The organism is Micromonospora sp. NPDC051543, from assembly GCF_044454415.1.
GTDB lineage: Bacteria > Actinomycetota > Actinomycetes > Mycobacteriales > Micromonosporaceae > Micromonospora.
The window spans coordinates 61,360-77,136 of the sequence record NZ_JBITDT010000016.1 but is presented as its reverse complement, the minus strand read 5'-3'; the positions used below and the strand labels follow the sequence as shown (position 1 = coordinate 77,136).

22 protein-coding genes are annotated in these 15,777 nt (G+C 71.4%); 10 read left to right on the top strand and 12 right to left on the bottom strand.

What is annotated here, in order from left to right:
• The first annotated feature begins 10 nt into the window (after positions 1-10).
• The gene (locus ACIA3K_RS25850; protein WP_355052212.1) at positions 11-784 is read left to right on the top strand and encodes a peptidoglycan DD-metalloendopeptidase family protein; all 774 of its coding nucleotides are present in this window, start codon (positions 11-13) and stop codon (positions 782-784) included.
• A 48-nt stretch (positions 785-832) separates the two neighbouring features.
• Here the strand turns inward: ACIA3K_RS25850 and ACIA3K_RS25845 are convergent, their stop codons facing one another.
• From ACIA3K_RS25845 to ACIA3K_RS25825, 5 genes are all read right to left on the bottom strand, one after another.
• Positions 833-1,327: a TspO/MBR family protein gene (locus ACIA3K_RS25845; protein ID WP_396804259.1), complete on the bottom strand. Its 495-nt coding sequence runs from the start codon at positions 1,325-1,327 to the stop codon at positions 833-835.
• A 150-nt stretch (positions 1,328-1,477) separates the two neighbouring features.
• Positions 1,478-1,621 (bottom strand): GPGG-motif small membrane protein, encoded by a 144-nt coding sequence (locus ACIA3K_RS25840; protein ID WP_007464364.1) that lies wholly within the window; start codon positions 1,619-1,621, stop codon positions 1,478-1,480.
• Positions 1,612-2,388 carry a metallophosphoesterase gene (locus ACIA3K_RS25835; RefSeq protein ID WP_396804258.1) on the bottom strand — a complete coding sequence of 259 codons (777 nt, stop codon included), beginning with the start codon at positions 2,386-2,388 and terminating at the stop codon, positions 1,612-1,614. Before ACIA3K_RS25835 ends, ACIA3K_RS25840 begins: the two co-directional genes overlap by 10 nt.
• A gap of 10 nt (positions 2,389-2,398) precedes the next feature.
• Complete coding sequence (locus ACIA3K_RS25830; RefSeq protein WP_396804257.1) at positions 2,399-2,674, bottom strand: hypothetical protein; 276 nt, start codon at positions 2,672-2,674, stop codon at positions 2,399-2,401.
• Positions 2,671-3,486, bottom strand: a complete 816-nt coding sequence (locus ACIA3K_RS25825) for a nucleotidyltransferase (RefSeq protein ID WP_396804256.1) — start codon at positions 3,484-3,486, stop codon at positions 2,671-2,673. The genes ACIA3K_RS25830 and ACIA3K_RS25825 overlap by 4 nt, the downstream gene beginning before the upstream one ends.
• Between ACIA3K_RS25825 and ACIA3K_RS25820 the strand changes: the two genes are divergently transcribed.
• Positions 3,422-4,156 carry a dTMP kinase gene (locus ACIA3K_RS25820; RefSeq protein WP_396804255.1) on the top strand — a complete coding sequence of 245 codons (735 nt, stop codon included), beginning with the start codon at positions 3,422-3,424 and terminating at the stop codon, positions 4,154-4,156. The genes ACIA3K_RS25825 and ACIA3K_RS25820 overlap by 65 nt on opposite strands.
• On the opposite strand, the gene ACIA3K_RS25815 is transcribed toward ACIA3K_RS25820, so the two are convergent.
• Entirely contained in the window at positions 4,141-4,833 is a 693-nt protein-coding gene (locus ACIA3K_RS25815; RefSeq protein ID WP_396804254.1) for an SDR family NAD(P)-dependent oxidoreductase, read from the bottom strand. The two genes, ACIA3K_RS25820 and ACIA3K_RS25815, sit on opposite strands and share 16 nt — an antisense overlap.
• A 213-nt stretch (positions 4,834-5,046) precedes the next feature.
• Between ACIA3K_RS25815 and ACIA3K_RS25810 the strand changes: the two genes are divergently transcribed.
• The 4 genes from ACIA3K_RS25810 (at position 5,047) to ACIA3K_RS25795 (ending at position 9,394) form a co-directional block, all read left to right on the top strand.
• A complete protein-coding gene (locus ACIA3K_RS25810; protein WP_396804253.1) occupies positions 5,047-6,063 on the top strand; it encodes an NAD-dependent epimerase/dehydratase family protein in 1,017 nt (338 codons plus the stop codon).
• Positions 6,064-6,137: 74 nt separating this feature from the next.
• Positions 6,138-7,052: a MurR/RpiR family transcriptional regulator gene (locus tag ACIA3K_RS25805; RefSeq protein ID WP_355052219.1), complete on the top strand. Its 915-nt coding sequence runs from the start codon at positions 6,138-6,140 to the stop codon at positions 7,050-7,052.
• A complete protein-coding gene (murQ, locus tag ACIA3K_RS25800; protein WP_396804252.1) occupies positions 7,049-8,005 on the top strand; it encodes an N-acetylmuramic acid 6-phosphate etherase in 957 nt (318 codons plus the stop codon). Before ACIA3K_RS25805 ends, murQ begins: the two co-directional genes overlap by 4 nt.
• A gap of 399 nt (positions 8,006-8,404) precedes the next feature.
• Positions 8,405-9,394 (top strand): sigma-70 family RNA polymerase sigma factor, encoded by a 990-nt coding sequence (locus ACIA3K_RS25795; RefSeq protein ID WP_355052221.1) that lies wholly within the window; start codon positions 8,405-8,407, stop codon positions 9,392-9,394.
• Positions 9,395-9,454: 60 nt separating this feature from the next.
• Here ACIA3K_RS25795 and ACIA3K_RS25790 read toward each other — a convergent pair whose 3' ends face one another.
• Entirely contained in the window at positions 9,455-10,432 is a 978-nt protein-coding gene (locus tag ACIA3K_RS25790; protein WP_396804251.1) for an NlpC/P60 family protein, read from the bottom strand.
• Positions 10,433-10,976: 544 nt separating this feature from the next.
• On the opposite strand from ACIA3K_RS25790, the gene ACIA3K_RS25785 reads away from it, so the two are divergent.
• Positions 10,977-11,459 (top strand): DUF6232 family protein, encoded by a 483-nt coding sequence (locus ACIA3K_RS25785; protein WP_396804250.1) that lies wholly within the window; start codon positions 10,977-10,979, stop codon positions 11,457-11,459.
• A gap of 24 nt (positions 11,460-11,483) precedes the next feature.
• Here the strand turns inward: ACIA3K_RS25785 and ACIA3K_RS25780 are convergent, their stop codons facing one another.
• Positions 11,484-11,810, bottom strand: a complete 327-nt coding sequence (locus ACIA3K_RS25780; protein WP_355052224.1) for a DUF3817 domain-containing protein — start codon at positions 11,808-11,810, stop codon at positions 11,484-11,486.
• 26 nt (positions 11,811-11,836) lie between these two features.
• Positions 11,837-12,259: a hypothetical protein gene (locus ACIA3K_RS25775; protein ID WP_396804249.1), complete on the bottom strand. Its 423-nt coding sequence runs from the start codon at positions 12,257-12,259 to the stop codon at positions 11,837-11,839.
• Between the two features lie 130 nt (positions 12,260-12,389).
• Here ACIA3K_RS25775 and ACIA3K_RS25770 point away from each other — a divergent pair, with 130 nt between their 5' ends.
• Genes ACIA3K_RS25770 through ACIA3K_RS25760 form a run of 3 tightly spaced genes read left to right on the top strand, consistent with a single transcriptional unit; the run spans position 12,390 to position 13,673 of the window.
• Positions 12,390-12,755 carry a DUF6158 family protein gene (locus ACIA3K_RS25770; protein WP_396804248.1) on the top strand — a complete coding sequence of 122 codons (366 nt, stop codon included), beginning with the start codon at positions 12,390-12,392 and terminating at the stop codon, positions 12,753-12,755.
• Positions 12,755-13,081, top strand: a complete 327-nt coding sequence (locus ACIA3K_RS25765; RefSeq protein WP_355052227.1) for a hypothetical protein — start codon at positions 12,755-12,757, stop codon at positions 13,079-13,081. Before ACIA3K_RS25770 ends, ACIA3K_RS25765 begins: the two co-directional genes overlap by 1 nt.
• Positions 13,082-13,133: 52 nt before the next feature.
• On the top strand, positions 13,134-13,673 hold the full coding sequence (locus ACIA3K_RS25760) for a DUF1360 domain-containing protein (RefSeq protein WP_355052228.1): 540 nt from the start codon (positions 13,134-13,136) through the stop codon (positions 13,671-13,673).
• Between the two features lie 54 nt (positions 13,674-13,727).
• Here ACIA3K_RS25760 and ACIA3K_RS25755 read toward each other — a convergent pair whose 3' ends face one another.
• From ACIA3K_RS25755 to ACIA3K_RS25745, 3 genes are all read right to left on the bottom strand, one after another.
• Entirely contained in the window at positions 13,728-13,922 is a 195-nt protein-coding gene (locus ACIA3K_RS25755; protein ID WP_396804247.1) for a hypothetical protein, read from the bottom strand.
• Between the two features lie 50 nt (positions 13,923-13,972).
• Positions 13,973-14,206, bottom strand: a complete 234-nt coding sequence (locus ACIA3K_RS25750) for a hypothetical protein (protein WP_396804307.1) — start codon at positions 14,204-14,206, stop codon at positions 13,973-13,975.
• Positions 14,207-14,474: 268 nt separating this feature from the next.
• Positions 14,475-15,569, bottom strand: coding sequence for a 3-deoxy-7-phosphoheptulonate synthase (locus tag ACIA3K_RS25745; RefSeq protein ID WP_396804246.1), 1,095 nt, complete (start codon positions 15,567-15,569; stop codon positions 14,475-14,477).
• Between the last annotated feature and the right edge of the window lie 208 nt (positions 15,570-15,777).

Genomic DNA, 15,777 nt, shown 5'->3' with positions numbered 1-15,777 from the left:
GAGGAGCTGGATGCGTAAGCGGTGGATCAGCCTGCTGGTGACCGGCCTGCTCGTCGGAGGGGCCGTCGCGCCGGCGAGCCCGGCCCTGGCCGCGCCGAGCTTCAAGGTGCCGTTCCCGTGCGGTCAAGCCTGGTCGGGGCAGACCCGGTCGGACCACAGCCCGGCGTACGCCGTCGACTTCAACCGCACCGACGACCTGGGCGACCCGGTGGTGGCGAGCGCGCCCGGCACGGTCGACCGGGTCACCGACCTCGGCGGCACCAGTTACGGCAAGTACGTCCGGATCGACCACGGTGGCGGTTACACGACCTACTACGCCCACCTCAACGGCTTCAACGTCTCGGTCGGGCAGACCGTCGGGTACGGCAAGGTGATCGGCTGGGTCGGCAGCACCGGCGGGTCCACCGGCCCGCACCTGCACTACGAGCAGCGCCTCAACGGCAACGACGTCCAGGTCCGGTTCAATGGCACCCTCGGCCTGTACTGGGGGACCAAGACCTACACCAGCGACAACGGCTGCTCGTCGGGCAGCGGTAACGGCACGGTCGACACCAGTGGCACGCCGCTGACCGTCCGCTCCGGCCCCGGCACGGGGTACGCCTCGGTGGGCACCGTCGCCGACGGCACCCGGGTGACCATCTCCTGCCAGACCAGCGGCACCACCGTCACCGGCACCTACGGCACCAGCTCGATCTGGGACCGCATCGGTAGCGGCCGCTACATCGCCGACGCGTACGTCTACACCGGTTACGACGGATACATCCCGAACGTGCCGCGCTGCTGACCTCTGGTGGTCTCCGGCGGGGTGACCCGCCGGAGACTCCTCGGGCGGTCAGACGTTGAGCCGCCAGATCGACAGGTTCAGCGCGGCGGCGAAGCTGACCCACGCCCAGTACGGCAGCAGCAGCGCCGCCGCGACCCGGGACACCCGGGCGAAGAGCACGACGGTGAGGCCGATCGCCAGCCACATCACCACGATCTCGGCGAACGCGAGCCCGTACTGACCCGCGCCGAAGAACAGCGGCGTCCAGATGGCGTTGAGCACGAGTTGGGCGGACCACGCCCACAGGGCGGGGGAGAAGCCGACCCGACGCCAGATCAGCCAACCGGCGACCGCGATCAGCGCGTAGAGGACCGTCCAGACCGGGCCGAAGAGCCACGACGGCGGCGCCCAGTCCGGCTGGCGCAGGCTCGCGTACTCGTCGGTGGTGCCCCGCACACCGAGCCCGCCGATCGCGGCCGCGACGAAGACCGCCGCCGCGAAGGCCGCGAGCGCCCAGCGCGACCGCCGACCGGAGGTCGGCCCTGCCTCGCGAGATATCTCCATCGTCGAGATATTTCCGCCCGGCGTCCGATCAAACCCAAAAAAGCGCCGGGGCCGCTGCGGCCGGTGCTTCTGTCGGGAGGACGAAGCTCCGGTCGCGGCGACCCCGACGGGTCCCGGTGTTCGTGAGGATGTAGTTATGAGGTACGAGCGTCAATTGAAGATGCTGACACCACCCGGGCCGACGAGCAGCCCGACGACGATGAGGACGATGCCCCACAGGATCTGCCGGCGGAACAGCGCGAGGATGCCGGCGACCACGAGTACGACTGCGAGAATCCAGAGAATCAGCTCCATGACCTCTGAATACCCGACCCTCCGATCGGGGAAACCTGGTCCGTGTCGAGTTGATCCCCGACATGAAAGACGCTGTACGCCTGCTTGATCACCGGGTGCGCCACGTTGCGGACGCGTACCCCTCCCGGGGTCATGCCGCGCTCGGTGCCGGCGTGCGCGTGCCCGTGCAGGGCCAGGGCGGTCGGCGCCGAGTCGATCGCCTGCCCCAACTGGTACGACCCCAGGAACGGGTAGATCTCCAGCGGCTCGCCGACCAGCGTGTCGGGGACCGGGGCGTAGTGCGTGAGCGCGACCAGCATGTCGCACTCCAGCGAGCGCAGGGCCTCTCCCAGGCGGTCCGCGCTCTCGTTTGTGGTCCGGACGAACGCCTTCATCTCCGGCTCGCCGAAGTCGCTCGCGCACCGGCCGGCGAACCCCCCGCCGAAGCCCTTGACCCCGGCGATGCCGAGCCGGCCGCCCGCACAGTCCAGGACGACGCCGTTGCCCTCCAGCACCGTGATGCCCGCGTCCTCGAGCACCTTCACCACCTGTGGCACCTGATCACACTGGTGGTCGTGGTTGCCCAGCACGGTGACCACCGGTACGGCGAGCCCACCGAACTCCTGCGCGACGCAGCGCGCCTCGGCCTCGGTGCCGTGCCGGGTCAGGTCGCCGGCCAACAGCAGCACGTCGGCGCACTCCGGCAGCTCCTCCAGCGCCGGGCGGAACCGGCCGACCACGTCCTCATCCAGGTGCACGTCGCCCACGGCGGCGATCCGGATCACCATGAAACCTCCCTCAGGGCAGTTGCTCGATCTCCGTGGGCGCCTGAACGCGGATCACCCCGATGTCGCTGGTGATCGGCACGTCCGGGAAACGCTCCGCCACGAGACGCAGGATCTCCTCCCGCCGGTGCGCGCTCTCCACCTCGCCGTGGAGCACGAGGACGTCATCGCGTCGCACGACGGTGATCCCCTGTTCGGCGACGGCCGGATCCTCGGTGAGTGACCGTTGGATCTCCGCTTCGACGTACTCGTCGGGTGGCGCCGCGCCACCGGCCTGATCGTTCGTCACGGTGTCTCCTCTCCTGCCGGGATGCCGGGCTCCGGCACCACCTCCAGCCGGTCCAGCAACACCAGGAACGCCTCGGCGTACGGCGAGTGCTGCGTCTCCTTGCGTACCCGTTCCCAGTCGATCTGCTCCCGCAGCGACCGGGCCAGCGGCAGGCCGCGGGCGAAGTCGCAGTAGTGCTGCGAGAAGCTCAGCAACTTGTGCACCATGAGCTGGGTGGCGGACAGGACCGGCATGTGGATCGCGTCCACCGGCCGCACGACGGTGTCGGCGAACGTCTCCTCGGTCACCGGCGTCTCGATGGGCCGGTGGATCAGGTCCACCATCCGCTCCTCGTCGAAGACCTTGACGAGCCAGTCCTCCGGCGGTCGCTCGGCGCGGAAGCCGGCGGCGACCAGCGCCTCCAGCGACCGTTCGACGTCGGCCTCGCGGATGAGGAAGTCGACGTCGTGGTCGCTGGAGTGGCCGCCGTGGGCATAGACGGCGAAGCTGCCGCCGAGGGCGAACGGAATCTCGGACTGCTTGAGCACGGCGGCGACCTTTTTCAGGGTGTGCACCAGACTCTCGTCCCCGCGCTCAGCCATCTGGGTCTCCCGTCGGTCGTGTCGTGGTGGACAGGCGGTTGGATTCGAACCCCCGTACCCGGCATTCCGGTCGCCCACACCTGCTCTGGTCGCGGTCGGGTGCCAACCGGAGCAAACGGGAACAAAGATCGCAGGAGGCAGGCATCGGTCGGATAACCTGTCGAGGGTGGCCAGACCATCGGGGACGCGACGCCGCAAGGCCCGGTTGCGCACTGTCGCTCTGATCGGCATCGACGGCTCGGGCAAGACCACGCAGGCACACCGACTGGCGGACGCGCTCAACGCCGCCGGCCGCCCCGCGACGTACCGCCGCAACGCCAGCGGGCGTCGCTGGCTCGGGCGGCTCGCCCACCGTCTCGGCCTACCGGACGCGCAACGCCTCGTCGGGCGCGACGGCGTCCTCGCGGTGGAGTCCGTACTGCGCTGGCTGGCCATCGCCGCAGCCCTGCTCAGTTGCCTGCTCACCGGCCGGACGGCCGTCATGGACCGCTACTCGGCCTGCCAGTACGCCAGCATCCGCGCCCACGGCGGGCACCGCTGGGAACGACTGGCGCGGGCCGGCTACCGGCTGTTCCCGACGCCGCAGGTGACCTTCCTGCTCGCCGTCGACCCGGCGGAGGCCTACCGGCGCATCGAGCAGCGCGGCACCGACCACGAGTCCATGGGCTGGCTGACCGCGGCGGACACCGCCTACCGGACGCTGCCCGAGTACCCGAGTTTCGTACTCGTCGACGCGGGCCGTCCCGCCGAGGAGGTGACCGAGCAGATCCAGGCCCACCTGTCGTCCTGGCTGCCGTCGGAGCGCCGGCCCGACCCGGCGCGGCCGTCGACCGGGACGCCACCGAGACCGGATCAGGCGGGGCCCGGCGACGTACCGCTGCTGGTTCAGGCGCGCCCGTAGACCGGAACGGTGGCTCCGCTGGTCGGCGCCGAGTCCGGCGAGGCGAGGAAGCGGATCACCGGCGCGATCTCGGCCGGGCTGACCCACCGCGAGTGGTCGGCGTCGGGCTGCGCGGCCCGGTTCGTCGGGGTGTCGATGACGCTGGGCAGCACGGTGTTGCAGCGGACCCCGCGCGAGCGGTACTCCACGGCGACGGCGTTGGCGAAGGCCAGCACCGCGGCCTTAGCCGTGACGTAACCGGCCGCCCCGGCGAACGGGCTGACCGCCGCGCGGGCGGAGACGCACACCACCGCGCCGCCTCCGGCCGCCACCAGGTGCGGCAGCGCGGCCTGCGTGACCAGGTACGTGGGGCGCAGGTTGACGGTGAGCATCCGCTCGAACTCCTCGACCGGTGTCTCGTGCACCAGGCCGCCGCTCGCGTACCCGCCGACCAGGTTCACCACCGCCCGCAGCGGCGCCGCCGGATCGGCCGCGGCGGCCTCGACCACCCGCGCCACGTCCGCCGGGTCGGTCAGGTCCGCACCGAGCGAGACCAGCCCGTCCGCCGCCGGCTCCGACCCGGCGGGCCCACCCCTTCGTGGTACGACCACCCGCCAGCCCGCCTCGACAAAGGACGCGACGACCGCACCGCCCAACCCGCCGCCCCCACCGGTCACCACCACGCTCCGCCCCACCATGCCCAAACGCTAACCCCCCCACCCGCCCCCCACCCGCCCCCACCCGCCCCCCACCCGGCCCCCCACCCCGGCTCACCTCGTCGATCATGAAGTTATTGCCGCGACACGCCGATCCGGAGGGCAACAACTTCATGATCGACGGAACAGGGGTGGGTGTCTGCTGAGAGCAGAGGGGGTGGGTTTTTCGGGGTCGGGCGGCGCAGGATCGGGGGCATGGCGCGGATTCTGGTTCTTGGGGGTACCCGGTTTCTTGGTCGGGCGGTGGCTCGGCTCGCCGTCGCGCGGGGGGACGAGGTGACCTGCGCGGCGCGAGGCGTGTCCGGCGCCGTACCCGAGGGGGTGCGGTTCGTGTCGGTGGACCGCGACGACCCGGCGGCGCTGACGCCGCTCGCCGGTCCGGGTTTCGACGCGGTGGTGGACGTGACGCGCCAGATCAGCCACGCCCGGTACGCGCTCGCCGCGCTGGCCGACCACGTCGGTCACTGGTCGTTCGTGTCGACGATATCGGTGTACGCGGACAACACGACCCCGGGCCTCTCCGCGGCGAACGCGCCGGTGTTGCCGCCTCCGCCGTCGGACGTGGACGGACCGGGCCCGGGTTTCCGCTGGTACGGCGAGTGCAAGGTCGCCATCGAGCAGCTGGTGGGCGAGCGGATGGGCGTGGACAGGTCGTTCATCTGTCGGGCCGGGCTGCTCGTCGGAGCCGAGGATTCGAGCAACCGCTTCCCGTACTGGGTGCGACGGCTGGCCCGTGGCGGTGAGATTCTCGCGCCTGGGGAGCCGACCGACCGGGTGCAGTTCGTGGACGTCGAGGATCTGGCCGGCTGGCTGCTGCACGCCGGCGACACCCGGCTCAGCGGCACGTACGACGGGACCGGGCCGACGATGTCCCGGGCGGAGATGCTGGCCGGGGTGGCCGCCGGGCTGGGCGTCGCCGATCCCCGTCTCACCTGGGTCGACCAGGACTTCCTGCGTGAGCACGACGTACGCGAGTGGTGGGGGGAGCGGGCGCTGCCACTGTGGGTACGGCTGCCGGAGTCCGCCGGCCTGATGGACCGGGACGTCTCGGCGGCCCTGGCCGCCGGGTTGGTCGTCCGTCCGCTCGCCGACACCGTTCGGGTGACGGCCTCCTGGATGAGCGCCCACCCGGGCGACGTACCGCAGGGTGGACTCGACCCGGCGGATGAGGCGGCGGTCCTGGGTACGTGGCACGCTGTGCGAAAGGCGTGATCCGGATCGTCGACACTTTCCCACCACGTACGGTGATGGTTGACGCTCACGCTTAGTGAAAGTAAGTTTCACCCGTGGCGAAGAGTCCGAAGATTTCTGCGAGTCACGAGCCTGGTGGACTGATCGTCCACATCAGCGGGCTTCTGCCGTCGCTGTCGCCCGCCGAGCAGCGGGTCGCCCGGCTTGTCGTGTCCGACCCGGCCGCCGCCGCGCGGAGGACCATCACGGACCTCGCCACCGCAGCGGAGACATCGGAGGCGACCGTCATCCGGTTCTGCCGGTCGGTCGGGATGGACGGCTACCCGCAGCTGCGCATCCGGCTCGCCGCCGAGGCCGCCCGTCGCGTCGAACCTCCGGACGCCCGGGTCGTCGGTGGTGACATCCCGCCCGGCGCCGATCTCGCCCAGATCATCGCCACCATCGCGTTCAACGACGCGCGAGCTGTCGAGGAGACCGCCGAACAGCTCGACCCGGCCGTCTGCGAGCAGGTCGTCGAGGCGATCGCCGGCGCTGGCCGGATCGACATCTACGGCGCCGGGGCCAGCGGGTTCGTCGCCTCGGACTTCCAGCAGAAGCTGCACCGCATCGGCCGGATCGCCTTCTACTTCCCGGACGTGCACACCGCGCTGACCTCGGCCGCCCTGCTCGGTCGCGGCGATGTGGCGATCGGCATCTCGCACACCGGCACCACCTCGGACGTGATCGAGGTGCTGGAACAGGCCCGGACGCGCGGCGCGAGCACCGTGGCGCTGACCAACTTCCCGCGCTCGCCGATCACCGAGGTCGCCGACTTCGTCCTCACCACCGCGGCCCGCGAGACGACCTACCGCTCGGGCGCCACGGCCAGCCGTCTGGCGCAGCTCACCGTCGTCGACTGCCTCTTCGTCGGGGTGGCCGCCCGCAACCGGTCCCGGGCCCGCAAGGCCCTCGAGGCGACCGCCGAGGCGGTCCAGTCGCATCGGGTGGGCGCGAGCCGGAGGCGGGCATGACGCCCGGCTCGGTCGAGCCGGACAAGGACAAGGCAGCACCACCGACCCGCCCCACGGTCCGGGTGGCCGCACCCACCGAACGGCGTAATCCGCTCAGCGTCGACCTCGATCTGATGTCGACCCGGGACGTCCTCACCGTGATCAACGACGCCGACCGGCGGGTGCCGGCGGCGGTCGCCGCGGTGCTCGACGAGATCGCCGCCACGGTCGACCTGGCCGTCGCGGCGCTGCGCGGCGGCCATCGGGTGCACTACTTCGGGGCCGGCACCTCCGGCCGGCTGGGCGTGCTCGACGCGGCCGAACTGGCGCCCACCTTCAACTCGCCCCGGGACTGGTTCTGCGCCCACCTCGCCGGTGGCCCGGACGCCATGCTGCGCGCCGTGGAGGACGCCGAGGACGACGACCGGGGCGGTGCGATCGAGGCGGCCGGCTGTGTACGTGCCGGTGACCTCGTGGTCGGTCTGGCGGCCAGCGGACGCACCCCGTACGTCCTCGGGGCGCTCGCCGCGTCCCGCGCCACGGGCGCCTCGACGGTGCTGCTCTGCGCCAATCCGGAGGCCGAGGCCGCCCGGTCGGTCGACGTGTTCATCGGGGTGGACACCGGACCGGAGGTGGTCACCGGGTCGACCCGGATGAAGGCGGGCACGGCGCAGAAGTTGGTGCTGAACGCGTTCTCGACCGCCGTCATGGTGCGCCTGGGTCGGGTCTACTCGAACCTCATGATCGATATGGTTGCCACCAACGCCAAGCTCCGGGGCCGAATGATCTCGATCCTGGTCGAGGCGACCGGATGTTCCGAGGAGGTCTCCCGGCAGGCCCTCGGAGAGGCCGACGGCGACCTCAAGACCGCGCTCGTCACGCTGGTCTCGGGGGCCGAGGTGACCGCCGCGCGCGCCGCCCTCGCCCGCTCCGCGGACCAGGTGCGCGGCGCCCTCGCCCTGCTCGCCTCCTGAGTTCCCCCACCCGGGAAGCGAACGGGGCTCCGGATTGTTCACCGGGGCGGAGGGTAATAACACCTCGTGGATGAACCGACCGGTCCACCGCTGCGTATCTGGCAGTGACCAGGATCGCAGCGCGGTGGTGACCCGGGTCGCTGTGCCGGCGCGGCGGGCGGTGTTGCCTATGGTGCGGGCGATCGGTGATCCGTCGATCCGCCAACCCGTCCGAGGTGCCCAGCGGCGCGCCACCCGACGGGTGCTGACAGCAAACATGGACCGTGCTCTCAGCAACTACTCAGGCATTCGTGACACTTTCGACTCACGAAATGGAACACCCGACACGTCTCATCTGTTGTGTAGGTGTCAGCACCGGTGGGCACAGCTGAAGTTACCAGGGCTGACCGGACGTGGGGAATGGCAAGGAACCGGGCAACCGGCGCGAGCGAGGGGACCGTGGGCAACGTGGACAAGAACATTGGCATGCGAACCGACGAGGTCGCCGAGGAGCGTGACCTGGTCGGCGTCTACCTGCACGAGATCTCCCGGACGCCACTGCTGGACGCCGCCAAGGAGGTCGATCTCTCCAAGGCGATCGAGGCGGGCCTCTACGCCGAGCACCTGCTCGGCGAGGATGCCGTTCCCGACGGTGTCGACCGGGCCGACCTGGATCGGCTGGTCGCCGAGGGTGAGCGCGCGAAGGACCTCTTCATCCGCGCCAACCTGCGACTGGTCGTGTCGATCGCGCGTCGTTACGTACGCTCGGGCATGCCCATGCTGGACCTGATCCAGGAGGGCAACACCGGCCTCGTCCGAGCGGTCGAGAAGTTCGACTACGAGCGTGGCTACAAGTTCTCCACCTACGCCACCTGGTGGATCCGCCAGGCCATCAGCCGGGCGATCGCCCAGCAGGAGCGCACCGTCCGTCTGCCGGTGCACCTGGTGGAGGACGTCAACCGGATGCGGAACGTGACCCGGCAGCTCACCCGTGAGCTGGGCAGCGACCCGGAGCCGGAGCAGATCGCGGCGTCGCTCGGCGTCACCGTCGAGCGGGTCAACGAGCTGCGCCGCTGGTCGCAGGACACGGTTTCGCTGGACACCCCGGTCGGCGACGACGGCGACACCAACCTCGGTGACCTGGTCGCCGACAGCGATGCGCCGTCGCCGGAGGACATCGTCCTGAGCGGCCTCGAGCGGCAGCGCATCGAGGGGCTGCTCAACCACCTCGACGACCGGTCCGCCGGCATCATGCGGGCCCGCTACGGCTTGGAGGACGGCCGCGAGCACTCGCTGACCGAGGTCGCGTCCCGCTTCTCGCTGTCCCGCGAGCGGATCCGGCAGCTCGAGATCCAGGCCCTCGGCCGGCTCCGCGAGCTGGCCCGGGCCGAGGGGCTGCAGGCAGCCTGACCTGGTAGTAATGACGGCGAACGGCCGGCGTCCGATAGGGGGACGCCGGCCGTTCACCGTCTAGCGGACCCTGCCGTACCCGTGGATCGACATCATGTTCATGCCGCGCTTGAGCACGTTGCGACCGGCGCTCGGCGCGTCGATCACCTGCCCGTCGCCCACGTAGAGGGCGACGTGGCCGAGACCGCTGTAGAAGATGAGGTCTCCGGGTCGCAGGTCGCCTCGGCCGATGTGTGCGACCGCCCCCCACTGCATCCGCGCGCTGTGCGGCAGCGATCGTCCGGCCGCCCGCCAGGCGGCCAGGGTGAGCCCGGAGCAGTCGTAGCCGCCCGGCCCTTCACCTGCCCAGACGTACGGCTTGCCGATCGCGCCGAAGGCGTAGCGCACCGCCGTGCCGGCATCTCCGGCGATCGCCGGAACATTCCGGGCCTCGGCCTCGGCTGCCTTGGGCGCGGGCCGCTCGGTTGCCGCCCCGTACGCCTGTCGGCGCAACTCGTACAGCCCGGCCAGGTCCTTCTCGATGCGCGCCTTGCCCGCCGCCAACTCGCGGGCCTGGGCGGCCTGTCGGGCCAGCGTCGCGTCCAGCCGCTTCTTCTCCTCGAGCAGCCGCCGCTGGTTGTCGGTGAAGCCGGAGATGCGCTCCTGGCGCTGGCGGGTCAGCTGGTCGAGGGTGCCGAGCCGGTCCAGCAGGGCGGCGGAGCCGCCGGGCCGGAGCAACGCGTCGGCGGTACGGAGGCCGCCGCTCTTGTACGCGCTGTTGGCGAGTGCGGCGACGTCCGCCCGGCTCTGCTCGGCCTGCTGTTCGAGCGGGCCGATGCGGGCCTGTAATCGGGCCACCGCGGCTTTGTTGACCTTGATGTCCTCGGTGAGCTTGTTGTACGACTCCACGACCCGCTCCAACTCGGCCGAGGACGTCTCGATCCGGCGGGTCAGGTCGGCGGGGGACGGCTCGGCGTGCGCCGCCGCCGTCGGGGCGATCAGGGCGGCCGACAGGCCGACCAGCGCCACGGTACGCAGCAGGGTTCTCAGGGATGACAAGAGCGAGAGGCTCCTCTCCCACGGCCGCCGACGGGGCTGCTGACGCCCTCGGCGACACCGGTCGGGGTCGTCCGGGTGGACGACACTGGGCCGGACCGGCTCGCCCAACCTAACCCGGGACGGTTGTGCTGCGCAGTTGAAGCAGGGGCGAATGTTGACCAAGTGGCAGGAAGTGCCACTGCGGAACCAGAGCGTCAACGGGGCCATCGACACGGGGGCGAAGGCTTCTGCGGCACCTTTGCTGGTGGTTATGACCGATATACGACTTTCGTCGTTCCCGGCGCATGACGCCGGTTAACAGCGCGCCATACCCCGATAAAAGGCGAAATGGATGCTGTTTCGCGACGATGTCGCCCGGATGGGGGAGCGGTGCGCCGCCGTAAATGCCCAGGTGGGGTGGCGGCGCCCCAACACAATGGAGCCCGGGGCCGGGAATCCCGTCATCGGACACTCACGCCGGTGGTCGCGGGACCCGACCCGACAGACCGCACCCGCGGGAGGATCCGTGAATCGTGAAGGCGCAACGACGCGACCGCAGCGAACGGTGCCCGGTGCCAGGTCCACGCTGCTCTACGCGCGACCCGGCATCATCGTCACCGTCGACCGGTTCACCGTCGGCCGCACCAGCTACCGCATCCCCGACCTGACCAACCTGCGTACCACCCGAGGTCCGCACGACCGGATCGCCGTCCGGGCCGTCGTGACCACCGCCTCCATGATCGGCGTGGTCGGCCTGCTCCTCGGTTTCAGCGGCGGCCTACAGCGGTTGACCGCCGGGGCGTACCTCATCCTCGGAGCGGTCCTCCTGCTGCCGGCCACCCTCGCCCTCGTCGGTGACCGCTGGCGGCCACCGCCGTACGAGCTGTGGGGATGGCACCGGGGCGCGGAGGTGCTGCTCTTCAGCGCCGACGATGAGCGGCAGTTCGGCCAGGTCACCCGGGCGCTGCTGCGCGCCCGGGAGGTCAACCGGTACGGCGGTTGGGTCGACCCGGTCGCCTCGGCCGACCCCTGGCGGCCGAACCGCTGACCGGACAGCCCCGCAGGGCCCCGGTCAGCCGGCGACCGGCTCCGGCGTACGGGTGGCCGGCCGGTCGAGCCAGGCGGTGACGCGACGCTCGGCGTAGAACGAGACGAACGGCACGGTGCCGGCCAGCATCACCAGGAGCATCCGCTTCAGCGGCCAGTCGGCCCGGCGGCTCAGGTCGAACGCGGCCACCAGATAGATCATGTAGAGGAAGCCGTGCGCCGGGCCGACGGTCTCCACCACCGTCGGGTTGTCGAACGCGTACTTCAGCGGCATCCCGATCACGACCAGCAGGATCAGGACCACGCCCACGATCCAGGCGATCACGCGGTACCGGGTAAGGGCTGCGCCCACTTCGTCCGTCCTTCTTCCGGCCCGGCTCAGCCGGGATAGTCACCGGGCCGGGCGCCCGGATTGGCGTTCAACCATGACAGGTAGTCGTTGTACGCGGCCAGGGCCGCGTCGTCACCGGGCGTCGCGGCGGCCGGCGCCCTGATCACCCGCACCGGTCGGCGTACCGCCGGTCGGGAGTCGGCGCTCGCGGCCGGGGCCGGCTCGTCGGCCGGAGCGCCCGGGGACACCGCGCCGCCCTGCGCGGCACGCCGGGCCAGGCGCACCTCGCGCCACCAGACGTACACCACGAAGCCGGCGAAGATCGGCCACTCGACGGCGTACCCCCAGCTGAGGTTGTTGCCGGCGGTCGCCCGGCTGATCTGCCACCAGCCCAACCCGAGGAAGCTCCCGACCAGCACGACCATGGCCACGTGACGTGCGATCCACGCCGGGGTCCAGAGCCACCTCATGGCGTCGAGGGTACCGGGGGCGGCGGCGCTCTCCGACACGGTGTCGTAGCTGGCGCGCGGACGCGATGGTTTGGTGTCACCCGGTGTGGGCATCCGTCTAGGCGCCAGCCCAAACGAGACCAGGGGGGCGATGATGACCGGATCGGTACGCGAGGACGGATTTGCGTCCAACGGGGGTAGGGAGATGAGCCCGGAGCAGCGGGTGCCCGAGTGGGACGGCGACCACTTCGCCGACCCCGGGGGCGCCGAACTCGACGGCGACGCGGTCGGCGCCGAATTTGACGGCGACGAGGTGGGCATCGACCCGACGGAGCTGACCGACGACGATCTGATCCGCGAGATGCACAGCCTGCACCGCACCCGGCTGGACACGCTGCGTCACGCGGCGGATTCCGCGCTCGCGAACCATCTGCGGCGTACGGCGGAGCTGGAGACCGAGTACCTGGCCCGCCACCCGGGCCGGGAGGTCGACCCGAGCCGCCTGCGGGACGCCTGATGGCGGCGCGAGCCGTGCGTGGCATGTCCGCGCCCCCCGAGGTGGTCTTCAACACGGCCACCGACCCGGCCCGAGCCTCGGCCTGGTTGCCCGCGCCACTGCGGTCCGACGGGAGCCCTCCGGCCGAGGTCAGCGGGGAGGAGCTGCGGGCCCGCTGGGGCGACGCCGACTGGGCGGCCGAGATCCGGGTGGATCCGGCCGACTCCGGCGGCGCGCGGATCCAGCTGGACCTGACCGACGGCTCGGGTGCCGACCCGGACCAGTTGGCCGATGAGGCGCTGACCAACCTGGCCCGCGAGGTCGCCGACAACCTTCAGGCCGGTTGAGACACGCCGGACGTTCGGAACTCTCGTACCACGACGACACGGAAGGAGACCGGTGACCGACACTGGCCTGCGACAGAGGGTGGCGCGGCTGCGCCGGGCGTACGCGCCGCACGAGCATCGACCGCTCGGCGGCTACCTGGCCGCGATGGGCACCTACGCGGGCGTCACCGGAGCGCTCGCCGGCCTGGTCAAGGTGACCGGGCGGACGGTGCCGGAGCGTCCCGCCGTCGCCGACGTGGTGCTCCTCTCCATCGCCACGCACAAGCTCAGCCGGCTGCTGTCGAAGGACGCGGTGACCAGCCCGTTGCGGGCCCCGTTCACCCGGTACGACCGGCCGATCGGCAGCGGCGAGGTGATGGAGCAGGTCCGCGACTCGGGCAGCTCCACCCGGCACGCGATCGGCGAGTTGCTGAGCTGCCCGTTCTGCCTGGCGGTCTGGGTGGCCACAGGGCTCACCGGGGGACTGGTCCTCGCCCCCCGGCTGACCCGCCTGGTGGCGACCGCGCTCACCGCCGTGGCGGCCTCGGACTTCCTCCAGATGGCGTACGCCTCGGCCCAGCAGGCCGCCGAGGGCGGACACGACGACGACTGACGAGCAGACGCGAGGAGGGGGCCGGCAGATGCCGGCCCCCTCCTGTCGTACGTGTCAACGCTGCATGCCGGACCACCCGTGCGGCGACTCCGGCTCGCGTTCGTCCTCGTCCGCTCCGGTGATGATGTCGCGGTCCACCGCCGTGCGGTCGTGCTCGTTGGCGAAGTCCGGCTCGGGCGTGGTGTCCGTGCCCTCCGGCGGCTGGCCCAGCGCCGGGACCTTCTCGTCGTGGTCCTCGTGGTGCGTCATGGTGTGTCGTCCCTTCGCGTCGCTGGGCTCGCTGGCTGCGCTCGTTCCGCTCACGCGACGCTGCCGCCCAGCAGGTCGCTGGCCTCGTCCACCGCGTACTCGCCCTCCGGCAACGCGTCGATGCGGGCGAGCAGGTCCGGCGGGAGTTCGGCGGCGACGGCCCGGCGGTAGATCTCCGCCTGTTGGATGCGCTCCTGACCCCGGTAGATGTCGTCGAGCAGGTCGTCGAGGGCGCGGGTGTCCGGCTCGTCGGCCACGGATGCGTCGTCGGTCACGTTGGTCAGCTACCCGGGCCGGAATCGGTCAAACGTCACGCCCTGCGCCTGCCCCGTGCGTACAGACAGCGCCGCCCCCGGCCTCGTGAGCCGGGGGCGGCGCTGGTGTCGGTGTGTAGGTCGCCTCTCGGCGAGTGGCGCGACGCGGCTCCAGCCGAACGGTATTCCGCGAGGGCTATTTAGGTGAGGCCCGGGGACACTGAGCACACCGACACCTCAGTTAACCAGGCACCACCCGGTCGTGTTCCGTGCTCCGTAGTGCCGGCCGTCACACCTCTCAGGCGTGGGTGGGCAGGGTGGCCCGGCGGGCGCGTACGGCGGCGGCCAGTTCGGCCAGCACCTCGGCGGTGTCGTCCCAGCCGAGGCACGCGTCCGTCACCGAACGGCCGTACACCAGCTCGCGGGTGGGATCGAGGTCCTGTCGGCCGGGCAGGAGGAACGACTCCAGCATCACGCCGGTGATCCCGCGCTGACCGGCGGCCAGTTGGGCGGCCACGTCGGCGGCGACCAGTGGCTGGTTGCGGTGGTCCTTGCCGCTGTTGGCGTGGCTCGCGTCGATCACCAGACGCTCGGGCAGCCCGGCGGCCCGGAGCAGGTCGAGCGCCCCCGCCACCGACGCCGCGTCGTAGTTGGGCCGACCGCCGCCGCCGCGCAGCACCAGGTGGCCGTCGGTGTTCCCGCGCGTGTGCATGATCGCGGGGGTGCCCGAGAAGTCGATGCCCGGGAACACGTGCGGCACCCCAGCGGCGCGGATCGCGTCCACGGCCGTGCCGATGCTGCCGTCGGGGCGGTTCTTCATGCCGATCGGCATGGACAGGCCGGAGGCGAGCTGCCGGTGCACCTGGCTCTCCACGGTGCGGGCGCCGATCGCGCCCCAGCCCACCGTGTCGGCGATGTACTGCGGGGTGATCGGGTCGAGGAACTCGCAGCCCACCGGCAGGCCGAGCCGCAGGACGTCGAGCAGCAGCGCCCGGGCCCGGCGCAGGCCGGTGTTCACGTCCCCGCTGCCGTCCAGCCCGGGGTCGTTGATCAGGCCCTTCCAACCGACCGTCGAGCGGGGTTTCTCGAAGTAGACCCGCATGACGATGAGCAGGTCGTCGGCGAGCCGGTCGGCGGCGGCGCGCAGACGCTCGGCGTACTCCAGCGCGGCCGCCGGGTCGTGCACCGAGCATGGGCCGACGACCACCAGCAGGCGGTCGTCCTCGCGGTCGAGAACACGGCTCACCGCGCGGCGGTGGTTCAGCACGGCCGCGGCGAGCGGGGCTTCCAGGGGCAACTCGTGGTGCAAGAGGGCGGGTGTGGTCAGCGGCACGACGCGGTCGATCCGCTGGTCGCTGACCCGATCGGTCTCCGGGGTCGTCACGGTGGGCATCCTTTCGCCGACCGTGCCCGGGGCCGGTGCCCGGGATGAGCCGGCTGCTCGTACGCAGAGGGGCGGAAACGACAGCTCCTGCCCGGCCGGCTCGGTCCGTGGTGACGTCAGATCATGGTGAAGTCACCGGCGTGCCAGCCGGCTGCCTAAACCATGGATACGTCCTCATCACCGGGCCAGCCTACCCGACCGGACGGGGCTCGCCGGT